The following is a 20,151-nucleotide window of genomic DNA, read 5'->3' as shown; positions in this document are numbered from 1 at the left end:
TCTCACACCCACCCGTCGAGCGCGCCGAAGAAGGCGTCCGGGGCGTCGAAGTGCAGGTCGTGGCCCGCCTCGGCGAGCACGGCGACCTCGAACCCGCGACCGGCCAGCAGCTGCGCGGTCGCGGGACGGACCACCGAACCCTGCCCGGCGACCAGCAGCAGGCTCGGCGCCACGGCCTGGTCCGGGATGAGGCTCACGCGGTCGCGCGAGAGCCCGGCGACCGCGTCCAGCACCGCCGGATCGCACCGCGCGGCCGCGGCAGCAACCGCCGCCGCGTCCTTCTCAGTCCACGACGGATGCGCCGCGCGCACACTGTCCACTGTGGTCTGGGCCAGCAGGGTTCGCCGCTGGGCGAAGTACTCGGGCGGTTTGACGTCGTGTTCGAAGCCCGGCTCCGCGAACACGGCGCGACGCGGACGGAGCCGGTCCACGGCCTGGCCCAGCACGGTGGCTCCCAGCGAGTGCCCGAGCACCACGTCGGCGCCCGCGGGCAGGGTTTCGACCAGGTCGTCCGCCCAGTCCTCCGGCGAGTACCGGCCCCGCGGGCTCCGGCCGTGCCCCCGCAGGTCGGGTGCGAGGACGGTGTAGCCGAGCGCGGCGACGCGCGGCGCGACCGCGTGCCAGACACCGCTGTCGACCGTGCCGCCGTGGATCAGGACCGCGGTCCGTTCGCCGCGGCCGTAAACCTTGGTGTGCAGTTTCACGACGCGGCCTCGTTCTCGCCGGCGAGATGCGCCCGCACCCGGCTGGCCACCTGCTCGCCGGCGGTTTCGAGCATCCAGTGGCCGACGCCGGCCAACGTTTCGGACCGAAACGGGCCGCGCACGTGCTCGCCGCACCGCGCCGCGGTGGCCGCGGTGAGAGCGGGCCCCGCGGACCACACGTACAACGTCGGAACGTCGATGTCGCCGACCTTCGCCATTCGCTCCAGCGGGATCAAGTGCCAGGCGATCGCCGCCGAGAGGATCTCTTCGGTTCCGGTGCGGGCCACGGTCCGTCCGATGTGGACTTCGGGCATCCCTGCGCCGCGAAGGAATTCCCGCAGCCCGCGGCAGTCGTCGGCGAGCAGCGCCCGAGCTGCGGGGACGGGTGGGCTCATTCCTTCCAGCTCGGTCCACAATGCACGTTGCTCGGCATCGGTCGCGACCGCCTCGGCGAAGCTGCGCGGATGCGGGAACCGCAGCGCGGTCAACGTGCGCACCCGCTGCGGCACGACCGCTGCGAGTTCCCAGGCCTGCACCGCGCCCATGCCGAAACCAGCGATGTGGAACCGCTCGAACCCCAACGCGTCGGCGACGCCGAGCGCATCGGCGACGACCGCATCCAGCGTGTAGGTCTCCAGCGGCGGACGCGCGCCGGGCGAGTAGCCGCGCTGGTCGAACGCGATCGTGCGCACTCCTGCGTCGCCGAGGCAGTGCCCGAGTCGGTCCCAGCTTTCGGCACCCTGCGGGAAACCGTGCAGCGCGAGCAACGGCAGGCCGCTCGGCGGACCCCATTCCCTGGTGTCGAACGCGAAGTCGCCGACCCGCAGGCGACCTTGCCGAAACGCGGTCATCGCGTACTCCTTCCGTCCACAACGGACACTGAACAGACCGGCCGGGCCATCAGGCGGGCGTTTCGTCGCGCACGACGAGCGACATCCGGCCCAGGCCGGTGATCTCGGAGTCGACCCGGTCCCCCGCGGACAGATAACGCGGCGGGTCGAGCTGGAACCCGCACCCCGCGGGGGTCCCGGTGAGCAGCAGGTCGCCGGGCCGCAGCTCCATGGTCGCGCTCACCGACGCGATCAGCCCCGGCACGTCGACCAGCATCCGGTCGGTCGAGCCGTCTTGGCGGAGTTCGCCGTTCACCGACAACCGCAGCCGCAGCGGCCGGTCCGCGTCGAACTCGTCCGGCGTGCTCAGCCATGGCCCGAGCGGGCAGAAAGTCGGGAATCCCTTGCCCCGCGCGATCTGGAGCTGCAACGGATGCTCCAGACCCGCGCCCAGCGCGACGTCGCGCGCAGTGACGTCGTTGGCCATCACGTAGCCCGCGACGTGCCGGTGCGCGTCCTCTCGCCGGATCCGCCGACCGGCCCGGCCGACGACCACGCCCAGTTCCAGCTCGTAGTCGAGCTGGCCGGTCTCGGGCGGCCGCACGATCGGCTCGTGCGGCCCGCTGACGGTCTCCGGCGGTTTGAGGAACACCACCGGTTCGCCGGGCGCCCGGGGCAGCACGCCGTCGGCGTGGTCGGCGTAATTGAACCCGATGGCGACGACTTTGCCGGGCCGCGGCACCGGCGGACCGAGCCGGACCGCGGCGAGCGGAAGTGTCTCCTCGTCCGGGACGCCGGCGAGCAAGGGAGACACCGATTGCCACACCGCGAGCACCTCGGTCGCCTCCCGGGCCGGGATCCCGGCACGCCGCAGCAACGGCCGAAGCGGCACCACTCGCGCGTCGTCGACCAGCGCTCCGAGCTCCTCCCCGCCGGGAGGACCGAACGTCACGAGCCGCATCGCGGGACCTCCTCGGGATCGTGGACGGCGATGGCGGCGGTCGGACAGTCGCGGGCCACGCGCAGGACGGCCCCGAGAAGACGCACCGGCAGCCGCCGCTCGCGCACCCTCGCGCGGTTGTCCGCGTCGTCGAAGGCGAAGACTTCCGGGCAGGCCTCGACGCAGTTGCCGAACCCGCAGCACACGGTCCGGTCGACGCTCACGTTCATGCCGCACGCCCCAGATCCAGGTGCAGCGAGCGGAGTTCCGCGAACGTCAGATCCAGCTGCCGTTCGGGCTGCCGGGTCACCTGGGCGTCGGGGAAGCGCGCGAAGAAGCGCGGCAAGAAGATCTCGCCTTCCAAGCGCGACAAGGGCGCGCCGGGACAGTAATGGGCGCCGGCGGCGAACGCGAGGTGGCGCCGATCGGCACGCGCGAGATCGAACCGGTCCGGATCGGCGAACCTGCGCTCGTCCCGGTTCGCGGCCGCGAGGCCCAGCACCACGTGCGTGCCCGCCTCCAGCCGCTCCCCCGCGAAAGTCAGCGGGATGGCCAGGTCGCGCCACAGGAAGTGGATCGGCGCGTCGTACCGGAGCGTCTCGTCCCACGCATTCGTCGCAAGACCCGGATCCGCGCGAAGGGCAGCCAATTGCCCAGGGTGCTCCAGGAGCGCGAAGACCGCGGCGGCGAGGGCCACGCGGGTGGTGTGGTAGCTCGCCATCAGCAAGCCGGTCAGCGCGGTGACCACGGCGGCGTGGCCGAGGCCCCCGTCGCTGTCCGCGGCCGCGACCAACGCACCGACCAGATCGTCCTCCGGAAGCGTGCCGCGCAGAGTTCCGACGACATCGGTGAAATAGTCGAAGTAGAACCGAGCGGCCTCGTCGGCGGCTGTCCTGGCCTCCGGGGTGAGCCCGCCCTGTCCCAGCACCGCGTTCAGCGCCGGGACGTGCCGCAGCAGTTCCCCGGCATCCGAGTCGGGAGCGTGCAGCAACCGGCAAGCGATCCTCGCGGGAAGCACCGCCGCGACGTCGGCGACGAAGTCGACCTCTCCCCTGCCCGCCAGCTCGGCGAGTTGCGCATCCACGAGCTCGGTGAGCCACGACCGCATCGCGTGCACGGTGCGCGGCGTGAACGCAGGCGCGATCAGCTTCCGCAACCGGGTGTGCTCAGGCGGATCCAAGCAGGGCAGCGAGTTGCGGTAGAAGGCCGCCGCCGGGCCGGTGCCGAGATGTTCCGGCACTCCCTCGTCCGAGCGCACGCGCGCCCGTTCGTCGCGCAGCAGGCGGTCGACGTCGGCGTACCGGGTCAGGATCACGCACGGTCGTCCGCCCAGCTCGGTGCGTAGCACCGGCGCTTCGTCGCGCAACCGCCGGTAGACCGGGTACCGGTCGCGCAGGAAGGCCGGGTCCGTCGGATCGAAGATCGCCGCTCGGGTCATCTTCGGAGCGTAGGAATCCCCGCGGTGGAGCGGCATCGGGCAAATCCCAGAATCGGGCCGGTCGATCCTGGGGAATCCACACGCCTACAGCTCGGCCTGCAGATCCAGGCTCAGCACAGACCGCACCAGACCGGGAAAACTCCGCGGGTCCAATCCGGACAGCTCCTGCCACCGCGCCAGCCGATACCCCACCGTGTTGGCATGGACGTGCAGCTCCGCCGCGGCGCCGGCAAGGGTGAACCCGTGCCGGCAGAACGCGAGCACCGCCTCGGCGAGGCTCGGATTGTCCCGCGCGACCTCACGAGCCCGCGCGAACAGCGGCACCAGCCGGTCTTGGCTGCCGGTCAGGCTGGCCGGCAGCCATACGTCCTCGAACCGGACCACGCCGCCGGTCCCGAAGGCCAGCGCCTGGTCCGCATCGGCGATGCTCATCTCGGCACCGACCAACCCGTCCCGCACCAGGCCGACCCCGAGCCGAGCGTCCGGCCCGGCGAGCCGCTCGAGACGCGCGAGCACCCGCTCGGCCTCGATCCCTTGCGCCAACACGATCATGAGCGCCCCGTGCAGACCACAGTGGACGACTCCGGGAAGCTGTCGCGCTCCGCGCTGGAGCGGGTCGAGCTGACCCTGCGACCACTCCTCCGCCGGCGCGCAGAACGCCTGGAACGATGCCGCAGGATCGAAGCCCAGCTCGCGCGCGACATCGCTCGCCTGCGGCCCGGTCGCGCCCCCGCCGCGCAGGAGCTCGAGCAGCCGCTGGCGCAATCCGACCTCGTAGCCGTGCCGGGCGCCTGCCTCCGCCACGTAGGCGTCGACGACGACACTGCACATCGACTGGATCCACAACCAGATCGGACCGACCAATTCGATCAGGACCTCCTCGGCCGCACCCGCGACCTCGCGCAGCCGGTCCCACAACTCGCGCGCGACGACATGAAACGCAGCCACCACGTCGTAGACCGGCAACCCGTAATAAGCCCTCCGCCGCGAAGCCTGCTGCACCGCGCGCAACTGAGCGGCCGTCGGCTCGGCACCGACCGCGAGACTGGCCAGCAACGTCTCCGCCGTATCCCGCACGGTCCGTCGATGCTCCGCGCGCGGCAGCTGCGCATACGACGGGATCTCGCCCCGGATCCGCTCGGTCAGCTCGTCCGCGATGTCCTCCAACCGCTCTCGCAACACCCCGCACAGCGCGCCGCGTTCGGCCTGCCCTTCCGACTCGCTCATCGACACATCAAAACATGCGCGACGGCCCATGCCGGTTTGGATCAACGGCGAGAACCACTGCGTGGCCGGCGACAGGTCCACCTCGATCGCGTCGCCAGAGCCAACCCGCGATCGTGCGGTCCGGTTCGATAGCTCCGCACCGGAACGCAGGAGCGAGGCAACACCACCTCGCATCGGGGCTACCCGGGGAACGGTGCGGCTGCTCGCCAACAACGCCGCCAACGCTGGTGATCCCAGCTAAACACGATGCACCGCGTTCCGTCCGCTCGCATTCCCTGCCGGGCCGGTCGAGGGACCGGCCCGGGGAAATGTCAGGAAAGCAGCTTGCCCCACCGGGGCGCGAGCAACGGGGCTCCGACGAGCTGCAGGCACCGCCACAGCGTCACCGCGACTGAGTCGAGCGCCGCGACGCCGGTGCGGGATTCCAGGTCCTCGACGACCGGTGCCCCGTACAAGTTGGTGCACAAGAACACCAGTGCGTCCGGACGGTCCGCGGCCAGTCTGAGCGAGCCCGGCAGCAGTTCGTCCGGCCGGACGCGGGCGAACGATTCGTTGTCGCTCAGTCCGAGCGCCTGGTGGCCGGCGACGCGGATGCCCTCCTCGGCGTATCGCTGGATCACCTGGAGGTTGACGTCCTCGGTGTAGGGCGTCACGAGGCCGATCGTGCGCGTGCCGAACGCGCGGAACGCGTCGAGGTAGGCCAGCGTCGACGTGGTCGCGGGCACGCCGGTGGCCGCGGTGATCTCGTCGGCGATCTCGCGGTCGTGGCCCGGGCCGAGCCACGAGCCGGACGTGCCGTTCCACGCGATGACGTCGACGTCCGCCGTCGCCAGCAGTTCCGCCGCGCGGCGCATGCCCTCGACGTCGAACTGCTTGTCCGAGCCCGCGTCGAGCGCGATGCGGGTCACCGGGATGCGCGTCGAGTGGATCGTGACGTCGTCGCGCTCGCCGAGGATCCGGTAGCTCATCGGTTCCAGGCACGTGTTCGACGACGGCACGATCATCCCGATCCGAGCCGGCCGCTGGGTGTCCGCCATGGTCAGATCCTTTCCGCCGCGGCGAGCCGGGCCGCCGGCCGCGGATTGTCGGACGCGGCCTCGCGATACCCGAGCCGCGGCGTGAACCGGCCGACCGGGCCGGGATCGTGGAACCCCTCCTCGTCGAGGACGACGCGACCGCCGGCGACCACGACCTGCGGCCAGCCGCGCAGCTCCTTGCCGTCGAACGGCGAGAAGTCGGTGCCCATGTGCAGCGCGCCGCCGGTCACCGTCCGGGTCTCGGCGGGGTCGAAGACGACCAGGTCGGCGTCGTAGCCCGGGGCGATGATTCCCTTGCCGGGCACGGCGTTGATCCGCGCCGGGCCGGTCGAGAACAGCTCGGCGAAGTGCTCCAGCAGGCCCGCCGACGGGGTGCCGTGCTCCCCCGCGGCGTCGGCGAGCGCGGTGAACGCGACCGGCATGCGCGTCTCGACCCCGGGGAGACCGTGCGGCATCTGCCGGACGTCGTCTTTGCGCTCGCGCTTCTGTGTCAGGTCGTAGCAGGAATGGTCGCTGGAGACGGTGTGAATCGACCCGTCCGCGAAGCGCCGGCGCAGCGCCGCGACCGTCTCCGGCGAACGCATCGGCGGGCAGCAGGCGAACCATTCGGGGAAGCGCGAGGAGTACACGCCGTCGTCGAGGACCAGGTAGTGCGGGCAGGTCTCGGAGTGGATGTCGAGCCCGCGCGCGCGGGCGGCGGTGACCAGGTCGACGGCGCCGGGCGTCGACTGGTGCACGAAATACACTGGGGCGCCGGTGTATTCGGCCATCGCGAGGACCTCGCGGACCGACGCTTCCTCGACCAGGTTGGGCCGGGTCTCGTGCAGATGCTCGATCCCGATCCGTCCAGCTTCCGCGCTGCGCTCCGTGCAGTCGACGACCATGGCGTCGTGCTCGGCGTGGACGTAGGCGAGGCCGTCGAGCCGCACCATTTCGCGCAGCACTTTGAGGACGGTGTCGTTGTCGGCGATCGTGGTGCCGCGATTGGTCATGTACAGCTTGACCGACCGGATGCCCAGCGCCGCGAGTTCCTCCAGCTGCGCGGGAACCGTTTCGTCCCACTGGATGACGGAGCCGTGCAGTGCGACGTCGCACCGGGATTCCCTGGCCAGCTCGATCTTGTTCTTCGCCGCTTCGAGCGGGGTTTCGCTGGCGTCGCGCGGAATTCCGAAGTCGAGGATCGTCGTGGTGCCGCCCCACAGCGCGGCGGTCGAGGTCACCGCGAAGTCGTCGAGGGTGCGGTAGCGGCCGGTGACCTGGGCGACGTGGCAGTGCCCGTCCACCCCGCCCGGGAGGATCGCCCGCCCGGCGGCGTCGACGACCCGCTCCGCGGCGGGCACCGGCTCGGCAGCGTCGACGAGGGCGGCGACCCGGCCGTCGTGCACGACCACATGGGCCCGCTGCGTGCCGGACGAGTTGACGACAAGACCGTGCGCGAGAACAAGATCGGCTCTCACTGGGCCATCCCTTCGATAGCGGCGGCGGAACCGTCGGGCGCGCTCGCCGCGGCCTGCGCCGAGGCGAGCATGGCGTCGAGTTCGGGACTCAGGCCGGACCGCGCTTTCCGAGGCGGGACGGCGAACGACCCGGCCCGGTGCGGGCCGGATTTCAAGCCCACGACAGCTTCGGCGAAGCGGATGCCCGCGCCGATGCCGTCCACGACCGGCACCGGAATCTCGCCGGCGACCTCGCGAGCCAGTCCGGCGAGCGGAGCGCCGGCGAGGACGACCACGTCGGCGCCGTCCTCGGCGACCGCGAGCCGCGCCAGTTCGACGAGCGACGCGCGGAAATCGTGCTGCACGGTCCCGATTCCGCGCAGCGCTTCCCTGATCGACCGGATCGACGCGAGCCGTCCGCCGAACCCGAAGCGCTCGACGCATTCGCGATACCAGGCCGTGATGCGGTCCGAGATGGCGATGACCGAGAACCGCTGCCCCTGCAAGGCCGCGGCGCACAGGGCGGCTTCGGTGATCCCCAGGACCGGCACGTCGGCAAGTTCCTTGAGCGCCGGCATCCCCGGATCGCCGAACGCGGCGACGACGATTCCGTCGACGTCTCGGTGCTCGGCGACGACCTGCGCGACGGCGCCCGCCGCGATCAGCGATTCGAAACGGGTCTCGATGTATTCGACGCCGTAGGGGGCGGTCCGGACGACCAGTTCAGTGGTCGGCGCGGCGGACCGTTCCGCCTCCGTCCGGATCAGGGTGGTGACGTCGTCGCTGATGTTCGGGTTGACGACGAGAAGTCTCACGGTGGCCCCTCGTTCTCGGGACGCCGCCCGGCGCCGGCGGCGTCAGACGGTGTCCGGGTATTGGGTTCGGTACTTGCCGATGTGGCGCTCCGACTGGGCGGCTGCCCGCTCCGGGTCGCCGGACGCGATCGCGGCGAGGAGGTCGCGGTGCTCCTGCAGGAGCTCGGGCAGGTCGAGCACGTGCCGGAAGAGCCAGTGCATCCGGCCCTGCAACGGTTCCAGCGCGGTGCGGAGGAACTGGTTGCCCGCGATGCGGGTGATCTCGTCGTGAAACGCGCTGTTGGCCCGGTGCGCCTCGTTGACGCTGCCGCGCGCCAGCGCGTCGGCGGCGTGGTCGAGAAGCGCCTTGAGCCCGGCGAGGTCTTCGTCGCTCGCGCGCTCGGCAGCGAGCCGGCAGGCCAGCACCTCGAGCGAAAGCCGGACCGCGAACAGGTCCTCGACCTCCTGGTCGCTCAGCCCGGCGACCACCGACCCGCGCTGCCCCCGCTCGGCCAGCAGCCCTTCCTGCGCGAGCATCCGCAACGCCTCGCGCACCGGAAGCCGCGAGACGTCGAATTCCGCGGCGAGGTCGCGCTCGACGAGCCGGGTGCCCGGCGGGTAGTAGCCCTCGAAGATCCTGGTCCGGAGCGCGTCGCGGATCGCCTCTCGCCGCGGGCGGTCCCGGTGCGGACCTTCGGCCGGCTGTGCCATGGCTTCCCCCTTCGCGTCGGGCCGCGCGACCGCGCGGCGGATCCGGCTTCATTCGACCACATCCGGGTTCGTGCGCCCGTCGGCCGGCGAGGGCGCGCCGGCCGCTCACACCGGAAGCCTTTTGCGGTAGTCGAGGGCGAGCACAGCGACGCCCATGATCACCGCCGAGGCCACGAAGTAGAGCAGCGCGCCGGTGTAGCCGTGCGTCGCGCCGACGATGAACCCGACCGCGATCGGCGTCACCATGCCCGCGATGTTGCCCGCCAGGTTCATCGCGCCGCCCAGCACGCCCGCGTTGGTGCGGCCGCCGAGAATCGCCGGCACGGACCAGAAGAGCCCGACCCAGCGCAGGAAGAACAGCACGGCCGAGAGCAGCGCGACCGCGGCGAGCGGGCTCCCGACGATCGTCACTCCGACGAGGCCCAGGGTGACGATCGCGCTCGAGATGCCGAGCAGCGAACGCATGACCGCGTTGGCCCCGTGCCCCTTGGCGCGCAGCCGGTCGGCGAGCAGGCCGCCGAGCAGTTCCCCGACGAAGCCCGCGCCGAAGATCGCGAAGGTCGACCAGCCGATCGACGCGAGCTTGAAGTGCTTCGCCTGCGACAGGTACAGCGGGCCCCAGGTGAGCAGGCCGTAGAACACGCCGTTGAACCCGAGCCAGCCGAGGCACATCGCCCAGAACGAACGGAACTTCAGGTAGGGCAGCAGCGCGCGCCGGGTCGTCGCTCCGGCGGCCGCGGCTTCCTCGTCCTCGGCCCGGTGGGACGCCTCGATGTACTCGGCCTCGGCGTCGTTGACCGACCGGTGCTGGCGCGGGTGGTCCAGCACGTACCACCACACGGCGAGGCCGAGCAGCGCGGTCGCGAGACCCGCGATGAGGAACGACGTCCGCCAGCCGCCGAACAGCGCGATCAGCCCGCTGATCAGGATGCCGCCGACGCCGGCGCCCAGCGGCGCGCCCGCGTCCAGGATCGTCGCGCCGCGGCCGCGTTCCTTCGGGTGCATCCAGATGGCGTTGAGCTTGCCGCCCGCCGGCATCACGCCGGCCTCAGCCACCCCGATGCCCATCCGCGCGAGAAACATCGTCAGAAACCCGCCCGTCAAGCCCGACGCCGCGGTCGCCGCGCCCCATCCGACGCAGGACGCGGTGAGCACTTTGCGCGGGCCGAACCGGTCGATCAGCCAGCCGACCGGCACCTGCATGAGCGCGTAGGTCCAGAAAAACGCGGACAGCAGCAGGCCGGTGAGCTGGGGAGACAGACCGAACTCCTGCTGGACGAGCGGCAGCGCCACTGAGATCGAGCCCCGGTCGACGTAGTTGACCGTGACGAGGACGAGCAGCAGGACGAACAGCATCCAGCGGACGTTCGTGCGCCTGCCGGTCGCGGCACGCGCCTGCGGAGTCGATGCGCCTGCCTGCGGCGACGTCCGACCTTGAAGCGACATCGGTCCTCCTTGACGACGGCGGAGACGGACTGCGCGGCCCGCTGGCGGATCGGCGCGGCCCGCAATGCGCGACTGCTTCTTGGGATCCCGTATTGGGATCCCAAGAACATAGGCGCGGCCTCGAGCGCGGTCAAGAGCCGATTTCCCTGCATCCGCTCGCCGGCGTCACCCGGCCCGACGGCATGCCGTGCGGACCGCGGCCAGGAAGCTCGCTGTCTCATCCGAAATGCGGCGCACTCCGCTGTCCGGCCTGGACGCGTGTTTCGTGATCGGAACTCTCGATCGGGGCACCGGGGGCGGACAGTTCGGACCGGAGACCGCGGGATCCGCGCGCCCTGGATGTCGAGTTCCTCGTCCCGCCTTCTTCTTTGAAGACACGAAGGAACACGACGATGGCGGCGACTACGTCGTAGCAGCGCTCCCGCGCGATCACCTCGGCGACTTCGGCTGGCGGGATCGACTCGCCCAGCGGCAGTGCCGCGAGTTCGTCCGGATCGATCTGTCCGTCAGCAAGGTCGGTGCTGTCCCAGCCTGGCACGCGGGCGTCGCCCTCGCTTGAGCGCCACAGCTGCAACGCCGAGATCTACGATGACCGCCGTGGAACCACTGCCCGCCCTCGTCCACCTCGACAGCCCTTTCATCAACTTCCGAGACTTCGATTTCGGCGAGGGCTCCCACGGTTACCGCTGGATTGACTTCAAGCGCTTCCAGCTACCGCCCGAGACGCTGGACGACCGAGACGTGCTGGCCGCCTTGATCGCACATCCTCAGTTTCGGGACACCTACGACGGAGGCGGCGTTCAAGGCTGGCCACGGCACGGTCAGTGGTGGCTTGACCGCATCACCCCTGACGCCTACGAGACCGTCGATGCCGGGACGGCGATCGATATCCTCGGCTCCTGGGCCAACCAGCATGGAGACGTCCCGGAAGCACTCGCATCACGCCTGCGAGAGGACGTCTACGCCCCAATCAGCAAGGCAACCACCAGATACCTGTTGGGACAGCTTCCCGAAGACGCGATCCACGACTACGGCCCGATCCACATCGACTACCACGAACTCGTCCTCATCGACCGCCCGGCAGCGACACTCAGTCTCCTGGTCGCAGCTGACGACTGACGCCGCGGCCACCGCTGCAGACGCTTTAGGCGGGGTATTCAGCCAGTTCCAGTACCTGACCGCACCACTAGCACCAGCGCCTCCAGGTTCCAGGCCAAGGTGGACGCAGACACCGCGTCTGGAACGTCGACACCCAGCAGAAAATCAGGGGCAAGATCAAAGAAGTCGTCGACGGCATGGCCGTCGTCGGCGCACTCGTCGCCCCCGTCGCCGAGGTCGTCACCGCGGGCGGCGGGATCGCCATCACCCACGAAATCCCTGAACCGAACTATCCGAAAAGCCAGTTGCAGAGCCACCTCAAACACGCCAAGGACCTCGGCGTCGACCAGAACTGGAGCAACGCCGGTGCCAAAGCATACGGGGACGCGCAGCGGAAGTTCGAGGAAGACCCCGCCAACTCGATCAAGACAGCGAACGTCGGCCGCTACCGCGGGGAGCCCGCGATACTGATCGACAACGAGAACACCCGGCTCTGCGAAGTGCTCAGACCCGATGGAACATACTGGACGGGTGGGAAACTCAACGTCCAGCAGCTTCGCAACGTGATCGAACGAGGGTCCCTGGGTGGAGGGTGAAATGAGCGCTTGCGAAGAAAACAAGCACGACGCTGCCGACTACGGCGAGCTGATCGCGCGGTTCGTCGACCGCACGATCGACGCGGGCCAGTTCGAGCAGCAGTACCTCGACCTGATGAAGAACGACGAGGCTCTGCACCCCGATGACGTGTTCGCCGTCCTCGACGAATTGTTCTCCGAGGTCGACGAGTACGTCGTATCGCCGGAGGCTTTGCCGGCAGAGCGCCGTGACCTGGACGAAGCCTTGCGCCACCACGCCGCTACTGCCCTGGCACGCCTGCAGCGGCTCGGCGCACTCGGATAACCAATGCGCGCTACGGCCGTGGAGTCACCTTCCGCCGCCGGTACGCCTGAGCCAAAAACCGACGGGCTGGCTTCTGCTAGGAAGCTACGTGGTTCACAGGTCCGGGTGAAGGCCTATGTTTAGTGTGCAACTCGCCGCTCGGACACACGTCCTAACACCACGGGGTGGGCGGATGGTCACATCGACCATCCGCTCTTGCGCGTTATAGACCAGTTCCAGGCCGATCTCCTCGTACAGCTCCTGCAGCCGGACCGGGCTTGTGCTGATGACCTGTCGTCTTGCGTCCGCAAGGGGGTCGACCAGTGCCTCCACGTCCGCCCTCCCTGGCTCTGAAACAGCTGGACTCCTTTGCTGCCGCGTCGCGTTCCTCCATTGCGCGCTTCAACGGTTCAATCAGCGCTTCCAGGTCGACACCGGCCTCGATCGCCTGTGTAAGCGTCGACAATCTGGTTTTCGCTCGAGTTAGCCATCGCTGAACATCGCCTCCACGGTCGCATCACGCTGCACGAAGTCGATGCGCGAAGACCCTCATCGAGTTCAAGAACTACAACGCAAAGATCTCGGCAAGGAGAAGGTAAACCAGACTCGCAACTCCCTCACCAAACCGATGGGCAACCTCGGCGAAGACCCAGCAGACCTGATCTTGGACGCTAGAGAACGCTTCTACATCGAATGGGAGTAACACCCCACCGCCAGCTCCGCAGGCACCGGATGTCGACCTGTGGCCAAGAGGAGCACTCGCCACCGACGTCCACGACGTATGAGAGTCGACGACACCCCGAAGGGTGTTGCAGCCACCGGATACCGGCGAAACCGCGCTGACGGTGCCAGCCAGACGACTGCCCTAATTCCGACAGGTTGCCGTCGATCTTCGCAACACATGCTGCCGACCGCAGATGCCGCGGTCCCCGCCGTAGGCTCGCTCGGCCCCGGGGCAGCCTCCCCCGACGGGAACGCGTCAGCGTGTCAGGACGGACGTCCGTCGATCGCCCGGCGGAAAAGCGCTTCGATCTCGTCTCGGGTGGGGCGGGGATCTGCCAGGGCCGCCTGCATGAGCAATCCGCAGAACAATCCGGCCAGAAGCCGGCCGGTGAGCGGATCGGTGCGCAAACCGTACAACTCGGTCAATGCCTCGTCCCAGGCTGCGCTTGCCTTGCGCAGCCGCGGGCGGTGCAGCGCGGCGACGTAGAGGTCGTATTCGACCACCGTCGCCCGGTACTGCTCGTTCACATATCCCATGACCAGATCGGCGAGTGCCGCGGCGAAGTCGGCGTCGGGCGGAAGCGCGGCTTCCCATTCCTTCAGCGCCTGCACGTTCTTCTCCGCGGCCTCGTGCAGAGCGACCTCCAGCAGGTCGTCCAGCGTCGCGAAGTGGTAGGTCGTCGAGCCGAGCGGCACACCCGCGGCGGTCGCCACCGCCCGGTGGGTCAGCCCGTCGATGCCGCGCTGGGCGACCACCTCGATCGCCGCCTTGGCGATCCGCGCCCGCCGTTCCGGATCGTTCGGGCCGCGGCGCCGGGTCGCGGCGGGTTCGCTCTTCGCCATCGAATCTCCTTGTGGACATCCGTACACACTTCGCGTACAAATGTACGCACTCTTCACGCGCAGCCGCCACTACCTCTTCGGGAAGGGGCCGCATGAAAGACCTGTACATCGACGGAATCTGGCTGGACGCCTCCGCCGGGACCCGCTCCGAGGTGCTGAATCCCGCCACCGGCGAGGTTCTCGCCACCGTCGCCGAAGCCGGGCCCGAGGAGGTCGGCGCCGCGGTCGAAGCCGCGAGACGGGCGTTCGACGACGGCCCGTGGCGTCGCACGACGGCGGCCGAACGCGGCCGGCTCCTGCGCAAAACGGCGGATCTGCTGGTCCGCGACCGTGAGGAGCTTGCCCGCACCGAATGCCTCGACACCGGCAAGACGCTGGGCGAAGGCCGCATCGACGTCGACGACGTGACGAACGTGTTCCGGTACTACGCCGATCTCGCCGACAAGGACGCCGGCCGGATGGTCGACGCCGGCAGCGCGACCGTGGTCAGCCGGATCGTGCACGAACCGGTCGGCGTGTGCGCGTTGATCGCGCCGTGGAACTATCCGCTGCTCCAAATGTCCTGGAAGATCGCGCCCGCGCTGGCCGCGGGCAACACCGCGGTGCTCAAGCCGAGCGAGGTCACCCCGCTGACCACCATCAAGCTGGTCGCGCTCCTGGCCGAGGCGGGCGTGCCGGACGGCGTGGTGAACCTGCTGCTCGGCGACGGCCAGGTCGGGGCGGCGATGGTCGAGCACCCAGGGGTCGACCTCGTTTCGTTCACCGGCGGCTACGCCACCGGCGAGAAGATCATGACCGCGGCCGCGAAGGGCGTCCGGCGCGTCGCTCTGGAGCTGGGCGGCAAGAACCCGAACGTGGTTTTCGCCGACGCCGACTACGAAACCGCGCTCGACTACGCGCTGACCGCCGCGTTCGTCCATTCCGGACAGGTGTGTTCAGCGGGCGCGCGGCTCATCGTCCAGGACGGCATCCACGACCGGTTCGTCGCGGATCTCGCCGCGCGCGCCGACCGGATCCGGGTCGGCGACGGCCTCGACCCGGCCACCGAAACCGGTCCGCTCGTCTCGGCCCGGCACCGGGAGAAGGTCGAGGCGTACATCCGCGGCGCCGTCGAAGCGGGCGCCACCCTGTGCGCCGGCGGACGGCGCCCTGAGGAACCCGCGCTGCGCAACGGGTTCTTCCTGCGGCCGACCGTGTTTGCCGGCTGCACCAGGAACATGGCGATCGTCCGGGAAGAGGTCTTCGGCCCGGTCGTCACCGTCGAGCGGTTCGCCGACGAGGCCGACGCGATCGCGTTGGCCAACGACACCGAATACGGGCTCGCGGGTGCCGTGTGGACGTCGGACGCGTCCCGCGCCCAGCGAGTCGCCGCGGCCCTGCGCCACGGCACCGTGTGGATCAACGATTACCACCCCTACCTGCCGCAGGCGGAATGGGGCGGATTCGGCCGGTCCGGCATCGGCCGCGAACTCGGACCGTCCGGGCTCGCGGAGTACCAGGAAAGCAAACACGTCTACCAGAACATCGATCCCGCTCCGCAGCACTGGTTCAAGGGCTGATTTCCCTTGTCCCCCACCACGTGAGGACGCACCCGATGACCATGGACTCCCAACCGGCGGGCGGGGGGCCCGCCGCCGACGACAGCACCGAGCTCGCCAAGTTCGGCTACCGCCAGGAACTCGAGCGCTCGCTCGGCTCGTTCTCCAGCTTCGCCGCCGGATTCAGTTACATCTCCATCCTGACCGGCGTGTTCCAGCTGTTCTTCTTCGGCTTCGCCTCCGGGGGCCCGGCCTTCATCTGGACCTGGCCGCTGGTCTTCCTCGGCCAGCTCGCCGTCGCCCTGTGCTTCGCCGAACTGGCGGGGCAGTTCCCGCTCGCCGGCTCGGTGTACCAGTGGGCCAAGCAGATCGCGAAACCCGCGACCTCGTGGCTGGCCGGCTGGATCATGATCATCGGCGCGATCGTCACCGCGGCCGCGGTCGCGGTGGCCTACCAGATCATCCTGCCGCAGGTCACGACCGCGTTCGAGATCGTCGGCAGCGACTCCGACGCCGGCCAGACCTCGACGCCGGGCGGCGCGGAGAACGCGATCATCCTGGCGCTGGTGCTGGTCGTGTTCGCCACCATCGTGAACATCATCGGCGTCAAGCTGATGGCGAAGATCAACAACTTCGGGGTCGCGGTGGAACTCGGCGCGAGCCTGCTGCTCGTGGTCGCCCTAGTCGTCCACCTCAAGCGCGGCCCCGGCCTCGTCTTCGACACGCACGGCACCGAGAGTGGCCATTCGTGGGGCTACTTCGGGGCATTCCTCGTGGCGTCCCTCATGAGCGCGTACGTTTTCTACGGCTTCGACACCGCGGGGTCGCTGGCCGAGGAAACGACCCAGCCGCGGCGGCACGCGCCCCGGGCGATCCTGCGGGCGCTCACCGCGGCGTTCCTCGTCGGCGGGCTGATCATGCTGTTCGGCATGATGGCGGTCGGCAACCTGAACGCACAGGAGCTGACCACCTCGGGCATGCCGTACCTGCTGAAGAGCACCCTCGGCGAAGGGCTCGGCGACGCTTTCCTGATCTGCTCGGCGATCGCGATCACCGTGTGCTGCCTGGCCGTGCAGACCGCGGCGATCCGGATGAGCTGGGCGATGGCCCGCGACGGCCGCCTGCCGTTCAGCCGCGCGATGGCGAAGGTGTCGCCGCGGTCGAAGACGCCGGTACTGCCCGCGCTGCTCACCGGCGGCCTCACGGTCGTGGTGCTGCTGATCAATCTGGGCAACCAGCGGGCGTTCTTCATCCTCACCTCGACCGCGATCGTCCTGTTCTACATCCCGTACCTGATGGTCACCGGCCCGATGCTGCTGCGCCGCCTGCGCGGACACTGGCCGACGCCGGACCACGGCCCGTACTTCAAGCTCGGCCGCTGGGGCACCTTGGTGAACCTCGTCGCGGTGCTCTACGGCGCCGCGATGACCGTCAACCTCATCTGGCCCCGGCCCGAGGTCTACGGCAGCGACCACTGGTACTTCCAGTGGGGCGCGGTGATCGTCACCGGACTGATCGTCGTCATCGGCGCGATCATGCTCTACGCCCGGCGCCGCACCTGGGGCTCCGCGCACACCAGCCCCGAACACCTGCCCGCAGACACCCCGGACACGCTGCCCGGCTGAGGAGGACGCATGAGTTCCGAAACCTACGATTTCGTCATCGTCGGCGGCGGCTCGGCGGGCTGCGCGCTCGCGAACCGGCTCTCCGCCGACCCCGGCAATAAGGTGCTGGTCCTGGAGGCCGGGCGGGCGGACTACCGGTGGGACGTCTTCATCCACATGCCGGCCGCGCTGACGTTCCCGATCGGGTCGAAGTTCTACGACTGGGGCTACCGCAGCGAACCCGAGCCGCACCTGAACCGCCGCCGCGTCTACCACGCGCGCGGCAAGGTGCTCGGCGGATCCTCCAGCATCAACGGGATGATCTTCCAGCGCGGCAATCCGATGGACTACGAACGCTGGGCCGCCGACCCCGGAATGTCCTCTTGGGACTACGCGCACTGCCTGCCGTACTTCCAGCGCATGGAAAACTGCCTCGCCGACCCGCCGGACGGGAAGTGGCGCGGACACGACGGCCCGCTGGAGCTGGAACGCGGACCGGCGACTAACCCGTTGTTCTCCGCCTTCTTCGACGCGGCCGAGCAAGCCGGCTACCCGCGCACCGACGACGTCAACGGCTACCGGCAGGAAGGCTTCGCGCCCTTCGACCGCAACGTCCGAAAAGGACGGAGGCTGTCCGCCGCGCGCGCTTACCTGCACCCGGTGGAGAACCGGCCCAACCTCACGGTGAAGACGCACGCGTTCGTGTCGCAGATCCTCTTCGACGGCAACCGCGCGATCGGCGTCGAGTACGCGCAGGGCCGCGGCGTGCCGGGCGAGGTGTACGGCAAGGAGATCATCCTGTGCGGCGGCGCGATCAACACGCCGCAGCTGCTGCAGCTCTCCGGCGTCGGCAACGCCGCGGAGCTGGAAAAACTCGGCATCGACGTCGTGCGGGACCTGCCCGGCGTCGGCGAGAACCTGCAGGACCACCTGGAGGTGTACATCCAGTACTCCTGCAAGCAGCCGGTGTCGATGCAGCCGTCGCTGGCCAAGTGGAAGCGGCCCTACATCGGCGCGCAATGGCTGTTCCTGCGGTCCGGTCCGGCGGCGACCAACCACTTCGAGGGCGGCGGCTTCGTCCGCTCGAACGACGAAGTGGCGTACCCGAACCTGATGTTCCACTTCCTGCCCGTGGCGATCCGCTACGACGGTTCGGCGCCCACCGAAGGGCACGGCTACCAGGTGCACGTCGGACCGATGTACGCCGACACCCGCGGCTCGGTGAAGATCACCTCCACCGATCCGCGACAGCACCCGGCGATCAAGTTCAACTACCTGTCCACGGAAAACGACCGGCGCGAATGGGTCGAGGCCGTGCGGGTGGCCCGGAAGATCCTCAACCAGCCCGCGCTGGATCCGTACAACGGCGGGGAGATCTCCCCCGGTCCGTCGGTCGAGACCGACGAGGAGATCTTGGACTGGGTGGCCAAAGACGCCGAAACCGCCCTGCACCCGTCGTGCACGGCCAAGATGGGCGTGGACGAGAAGTCCGTGGTCGACCCGCAGACGATGCGGGTGCACGGCACCGAAGGCCTGCGGGTGGTCGACGCTTCGGTCATGCCCTACATCACCAACGGGAACATCTACGCCCCGGTGATGATGACCGCCGAGAAAGCCGCCGACCTGATCCTCGGCAACACCCCGCTGGCTCCGATCAAGCTGCCGTTCTACCGGCACGGGGACAAGGCCGCGAAGTAGATCCGGAAGCCGAAGGCCCGTGCCGCCATCCCCGGCACGGGCCTTCGGCATGCTCTGCTGGTGCACAATATCCCGCCGCCCTCTACGGATTCCAGGACACCAGCGCTCCGGCGGCGGCCGTCGCCGGTTGAGGACCCGGGACGAACCTCGTGACTGGCTGCCCTCGCCCCGGTACCAATCGTCAAGGACGAGCGGACGCCTGATACTGGTCCTGCCAAACGTCGCCCGGCGTTCCATGGGTGGCCGACCTGATCGGGCGAGGAACCCGCCACGTACAGACTCGTGAACTGACCATCACCGGAATCTTCCGGTGCGCCAACACCTATCCCGACGCCCCGCGCCTCAGCGCGTCAGGTCACGTGCGGGTGTCTCCCGTCATCACGCACCGCTTCACCATGAACGATGCCGAGAAGGCCACCACACTCGCCGTCCGGAATGCCGGCTCACTGAGGGCTGTCGGGTATCCGGTCGCCTGAGCTGCCGTCGTCCGGACGTGCCAAGTGCTCGACCATGTCGAGTTCGCGGCGGACATTCGCGAGGATGCGTTCGACTGTCGGGGATTCCGGGGCGAGGTTGTCGCTCTGGACGGTGCGCACGGCCATTTCGGAGAGCTGGCCGGCGGTGTCCTGTTCGTCGTCGCCGTCTTGGTGCCACCAGGCGATCCAGTTGAGCATGCCGATGATGCCCAGTGCTGCGGTGCGGGCGTTCACGGTCCGGAATGTTCCGTCGGCGATGCCGCTGTCGATCACCTCGACGAGTTCTTTGAGCACGCGGCGGCGGCTCGCGCGGTAGGACCTCGCGAGATGCTCCGGCAGGTCGGACTCCGAGCGGATCATGAGCCGGAACCGGTTGGGATTGGCCATCTGGTTCAGCGCCAGCGAGCTCGCCATGCGCCGCAGCTTCGCGGCCGGGCTCAGGTCGGCTCGGGCGTTGATTTCGTGGAGCAGCTGGGCGGGCTGGTCGGCGATCTCGCTGACCAGCTGGGTGAACAGGTCGTCCTTGCTCGCGACGTAGTGGTAGACCGCCTGACGGGTCAAGCCGGTCGCGTCGGCGATGTCCTGCAGCGTCGTGCCGGCGACGCCGCGCTCGGCGAACAGCCGGGCGGCGTTCTCCTTGATCTGCCGTTCGACGAGTTCGCGTCGCACGTTCGGCCGGCCCCGGCGCTTGGGCGCAGGGCCGGCCGGGTCGGCGGCTGAGGAAGTCAT

21 protein-coding genes are annotated in these 20,151 nt (G+C 69.4%); 7 read left to right on the top strand and 14 right to left on the bottom strand.

Going from position 1 to position 20,151, the window contains the following annotated elements; all coding sequences use genetic code 11:
- Positions 1–2 precede the first annotated feature (2 nt).
- From L942_RS40895 to L942_RS40840, 12 genes are all read right to left on the bottom strand, one after another.
- Positions 3–704: an alpha/beta fold hydrolase gene (locus tag L942_RS40895; protein ID WP_037370735.1), complete on the bottom strand. Its 702-nt coding sequence runs from the start codon at positions 702–704 to the stop codon at positions 3–5.
- Entirely contained in the window at positions 701–1,555 is an 855-nt protein-coding gene (locus tag L942_RS40890; RefSeq protein WP_051166585.1) for an alpha/beta fold hydrolase, read from the bottom strand. Before L942_RS40890 ends, L942_RS40895 begins: the two co-directional genes overlap by 4 nt.
- 49 nt (positions 1,556–1,604) lie before the next feature.
- Complete coding sequence (locus L942_RS40885; RefSeq protein WP_037370734.1) at positions 1,605–2,495, bottom strand: fumarylacetoacetate hydrolase family protein; 891 nt, start codon at positions 2,493–2,495, stop codon at positions 1,605–1,607.
- Positions 2,483–2,704, bottom strand: a complete 222-nt coding sequence (locus tag L942_RS40880) for a ferredoxin (protein WP_037370732.1) — start codon at positions 2,702–2,704, stop codon at positions 2,483–2,485. Before L942_RS40880 ends, L942_RS40885 begins: the two co-directional genes overlap by 13 nt.
- Positions 2,701–3,912, bottom strand: a complete 1,212-nt coding sequence (locus tag L942_RS40875) for a cytochrome P450 (protein WP_037370906.1) — start codon at positions 3,910–3,912, stop codon at positions 2,701–2,703. Before L942_RS40875 ends, L942_RS40880 begins: the two co-directional genes overlap by 4 nt.
- 84 nt (positions 3,913–3,996) lie before the next feature.
- Complete coding sequence (locus tag L942_RS40870; RefSeq protein WP_063695857.1) at positions 3,997–5,139, bottom strand: PucR family transcriptional regulator; 1,143 nt, start codon at positions 5,137–5,139, stop codon at positions 3,997–3,999.
- Between the two features lie 311 nt (positions 5,140–5,450).
- Positions 5,451–6,176 carry a maleate cis-trans isomerase family protein gene (locus tag L942_RS40865; RefSeq protein WP_037370731.1) on the bottom strand — a complete coding sequence of 242 codons (726 nt, stop codon included), beginning with the start codon at positions 6,174–6,176 and terminating at the stop codon, positions 5,451–5,453.
- 2 nt (positions 6,177–6,178) lie between these two features.
- Positions 6,179–7,633, bottom strand: coding sequence for an amidohydrolase family protein (locus L942_RS40860; RefSeq protein WP_037370730.1), 1,455 nt, complete (start codon positions 7,631–7,633; stop codon positions 6,179–6,181).
- Complete coding sequence (locus L942_RS40855) at positions 7,630–8,427, bottom strand: aspartate/glutamate racemase family protein (protein WP_037370729.1); 798 nt, start codon at positions 8,425–8,427, stop codon at positions 7,630–7,632. Before L942_RS40855 ends, L942_RS40860 begins: the two co-directional genes overlap by 4 nt.
- 42 nt (positions 8,428–8,469) lie before the next feature.
- Positions 8,470–9,117 carry a GntR family transcriptional regulator gene (locus L942_RS40850; RefSeq protein WP_037370728.1) on the bottom strand — a complete coding sequence of 216 codons (648 nt, stop codon included), beginning with the start codon at positions 9,115–9,117 and terminating at the stop codon, positions 8,470–8,472.
- A gap of 105 nt (positions 9,118–9,222) precedes the next feature.
- Complete coding sequence (locus tag L942_RS40845) at positions 9,223–10,563, bottom strand: MFS transporter (RefSeq protein ID WP_037370726.1); 1,341 nt, start codon at positions 10,561–10,563, stop codon at positions 9,223–9,225.
- Positions 10,564–10,780: 217 nt separating this feature from the next.
- The gene (locus L942_RS40840; RefSeq protein ID WP_037370724.1) at positions 10,781–11,101 is read right to left on the bottom strand and encodes a hypothetical protein; all 321 of its coding nucleotides are present in this window, start codon (positions 11,099–11,101) and stop codon (positions 10,781–10,783) included.
- A gap of 59 nt (positions 11,102–11,160) precedes the next feature.
- Here L942_RS40840 and L942_RS40835 point away from each other — a divergent pair, with 59 nt between their 5' ends.
- The 3 genes from L942_RS40835 to L942_RS40825 all read left to right on the top strand — a co-directional run bounded on the left by L942_RS40835 (position 11,161) and on the right by L942_RS40825 (position 12,561).
- Complete coding sequence (locus L942_RS40835; RefSeq protein ID WP_200863082.1) at positions 11,161–11,682, top strand: hypothetical protein; 522 nt, start codon at positions 11,161–11,163, stop codon at positions 11,680–11,682.
- Positions 11,683–11,858: 176 nt separating this feature from the next.
- Positions 11,859–12,257, top strand: coding sequence for a colicin D domain-containing protein (locus L942_RS40830; protein ID WP_037370720.1), 399 nt, complete (start codon positions 11,859–11,861; stop codon positions 12,255–12,257).
- 1 nt (position 12,258) lies between these two features.
- Positions 12,259–12,561, top strand: a complete 303-nt coding sequence (locus L942_RS40825) for a colicin immunity domain-containing protein (protein ID WP_037370719.1) — start codon at positions 12,259–12,261, stop codon at positions 12,559–12,561.
- A gap of 966 nt (positions 12,562–13,527) precedes the next feature.
- Here the strand turns inward: L942_RS40825 and L942_RS40820 are convergent.
- Positions 13,528–14,106: a TetR/AcrR family transcriptional regulator gene (locus L942_RS40820; RefSeq protein WP_037370718.1), complete on the bottom strand. Its 579-nt coding sequence runs from the start codon at positions 14,104–14,106 to the stop codon at positions 13,528–13,530.
- A 92-nt stretch (positions 14,107–14,198) separates the two neighbouring features.
- Here L942_RS40820 and L942_RS40815 point away from each other — a divergent pair, with 92 nt between their 5' ends.
- From L942_RS40815 to L942_RS44750, 4 genes are all read left to right on the top strand, one after another.
- Positions 14,199–15,665, top strand: coding sequence for an aldehyde dehydrogenase family protein (locus L942_RS40815; protein ID WP_037370716.1), 1,467 nt, complete (start codon positions 14,199–14,201; stop codon positions 15,663–15,665).
- A 35-nt stretch (positions 15,666–15,700) separates the two neighbouring features.
- Positions 15,701–17,269, top strand: coding sequence for an amino acid permease (locus L942_RS40810; protein ID WP_037370714.1), 1,569 nt, complete (start codon positions 15,701–15,703; stop codon positions 17,267–17,269).
- A 9-nt stretch (positions 17,270–17,278) separates the two neighbouring features.
- Entirely contained in the window at positions 17,279–18,946 is a 1,668-nt protein-coding gene (gene betA / locus L942_RS40805) for a choline dehydrogenase (protein ID WP_037370713.1), read from the top strand.
- A gap of 239 nt (positions 18,947–19,185) precedes the next feature.
- Positions 19,186–19,422 carry a hypothetical protein gene (locus L942_RS44750; protein WP_158684614.1) on the top strand — a complete coding sequence of 79 codons (237 nt, stop codon included), beginning with the start codon at positions 19,186–19,188 and terminating at the stop codon, positions 19,420–19,422.
- Here the strand turns inward: L942_RS44750 and L942_RS40800 are convergent.
- Entirely contained in the window at positions 19,390–20,151 is a 762-nt protein-coding gene (locus L942_RS40800; RefSeq protein WP_081655428.1) for a TetR/AcrR family transcriptional regulator, read from the bottom strand. The two genes, L942_RS44750 and L942_RS40800, sit on opposite strands and share 33 nt — an antisense overlap.

It is taken from the genome of Amycolatopsis orientalis DSM 43388 (assembly GCF_000411975.1).
In the GTDB taxonomy this organism is placed as follows: domain Bacteria; phylum Actinomycetota; class Actinomycetes; order Mycobacteriales; family Pseudonocardiaceae; genus Amycolatopsis; species Amycolatopsis orientalis_D.
This window is presented reverse-complemented; position numbering and strand designations above follow the sequence as displayed.

Coding starts and splice junctions, on each gene's coding strand:
- L942_RS40890 (WP_051166585.1), bottom strand. CDS start 1,555: ATGACCGCGTTTCGGCAAGGTCGCCTGCGGGTCGGCGACTTCGCGTTC.
- L942_RS40885 (WP_037370734.1), bottom strand. CDS start 2,495: ATGCGGCTCGTGACGTTCGGTCCTCCCGGCGGGGAGGAGCTCGGAGCG.
- L942_RS40880 (WP_037370732.1), bottom strand. CDS start 2,704: ATGAACGTGAGCGTCGACCGGACCGTGTGCTGCGGGTTCGGCAACTGC.
- L942_RS40875 (WP_037370906.1), bottom strand. CDS start 3,912: ATGACCCGAGCGGCGATCTTCGATCCGACGGACCCGGCCTTCCTGCGC.
- L942_RS40870 (WP_063695857.1), bottom strand. CDS start 5,139: ATGAGCGAGTCGGAAGGGCAGGCCGAACGCGGCGCGCTGTGCGGGGTG.
- L942_RS40865 (WP_037370731.1), bottom strand. CDS start 6,176: ATGGCGGACACCCAGCGGCCGGCTCGGATCGGGATGATCGTGCCGTCG.
- L942_RS40850 (WP_037370728.1), bottom strand. CDS start 9,117: ATGGCACAGCCGGCCGAAGGTCCGCACCGGGACCGCCCGCGGCGAGAG.
- L942_RS40845 (WP_037370726.1), bottom strand. CDS start 10,563: ATGTCGCTTCAAGGTCGGACGTCGCCGCAGGCAGGCGCATCGACTCCG.
- L942_RS40830 (WP_037370720.1), top strand. CDS start 11,859: ATGGCCGTCGTCGGCGCACTCGTCGCCCCCGTCGCCGAGGTCGTCACC.
- L942_RS40825 (WP_037370719.1), top strand. CDS start 12,259: ATGAGCGCTTGCGAAGAAAACAAGCACGACGCTGCCGACTACGGCGAG.
- L942_RS40820 (WP_037370718.1), bottom strand. CDS start 14,106: ATGGCGAAGAGCGAACCCGCCGCGACCCGGCGCCGCGGCCCGAACGAT.
- L942_RS40815 (WP_037370716.1), top strand. CDS start 14,199: ATGAAAGACCTGTACATCGACGGAATCTGGCTGGACGCCTCCGCCGGG.
- L942_RS40810 (WP_037370714.1), top strand. CDS start 15,701: ATGACCATGGACTCCCAACCGGCGGGCGGGGGGCCCGCCGCCGACGAC.
- betA (WP_037370713.1), top strand. CDS start 17,279: ATGAGTTCCGAAACCTACGATTTCGTCATCGTCGGCGGCGGCTCGGCG.
- L942_RS40800 (WP_081655428.1), bottom strand. CDS start 20,151: ATGACTTCCTCAGCCGCCGACCCGGCCGGCCCTGCGCCCAAGCGCCGG.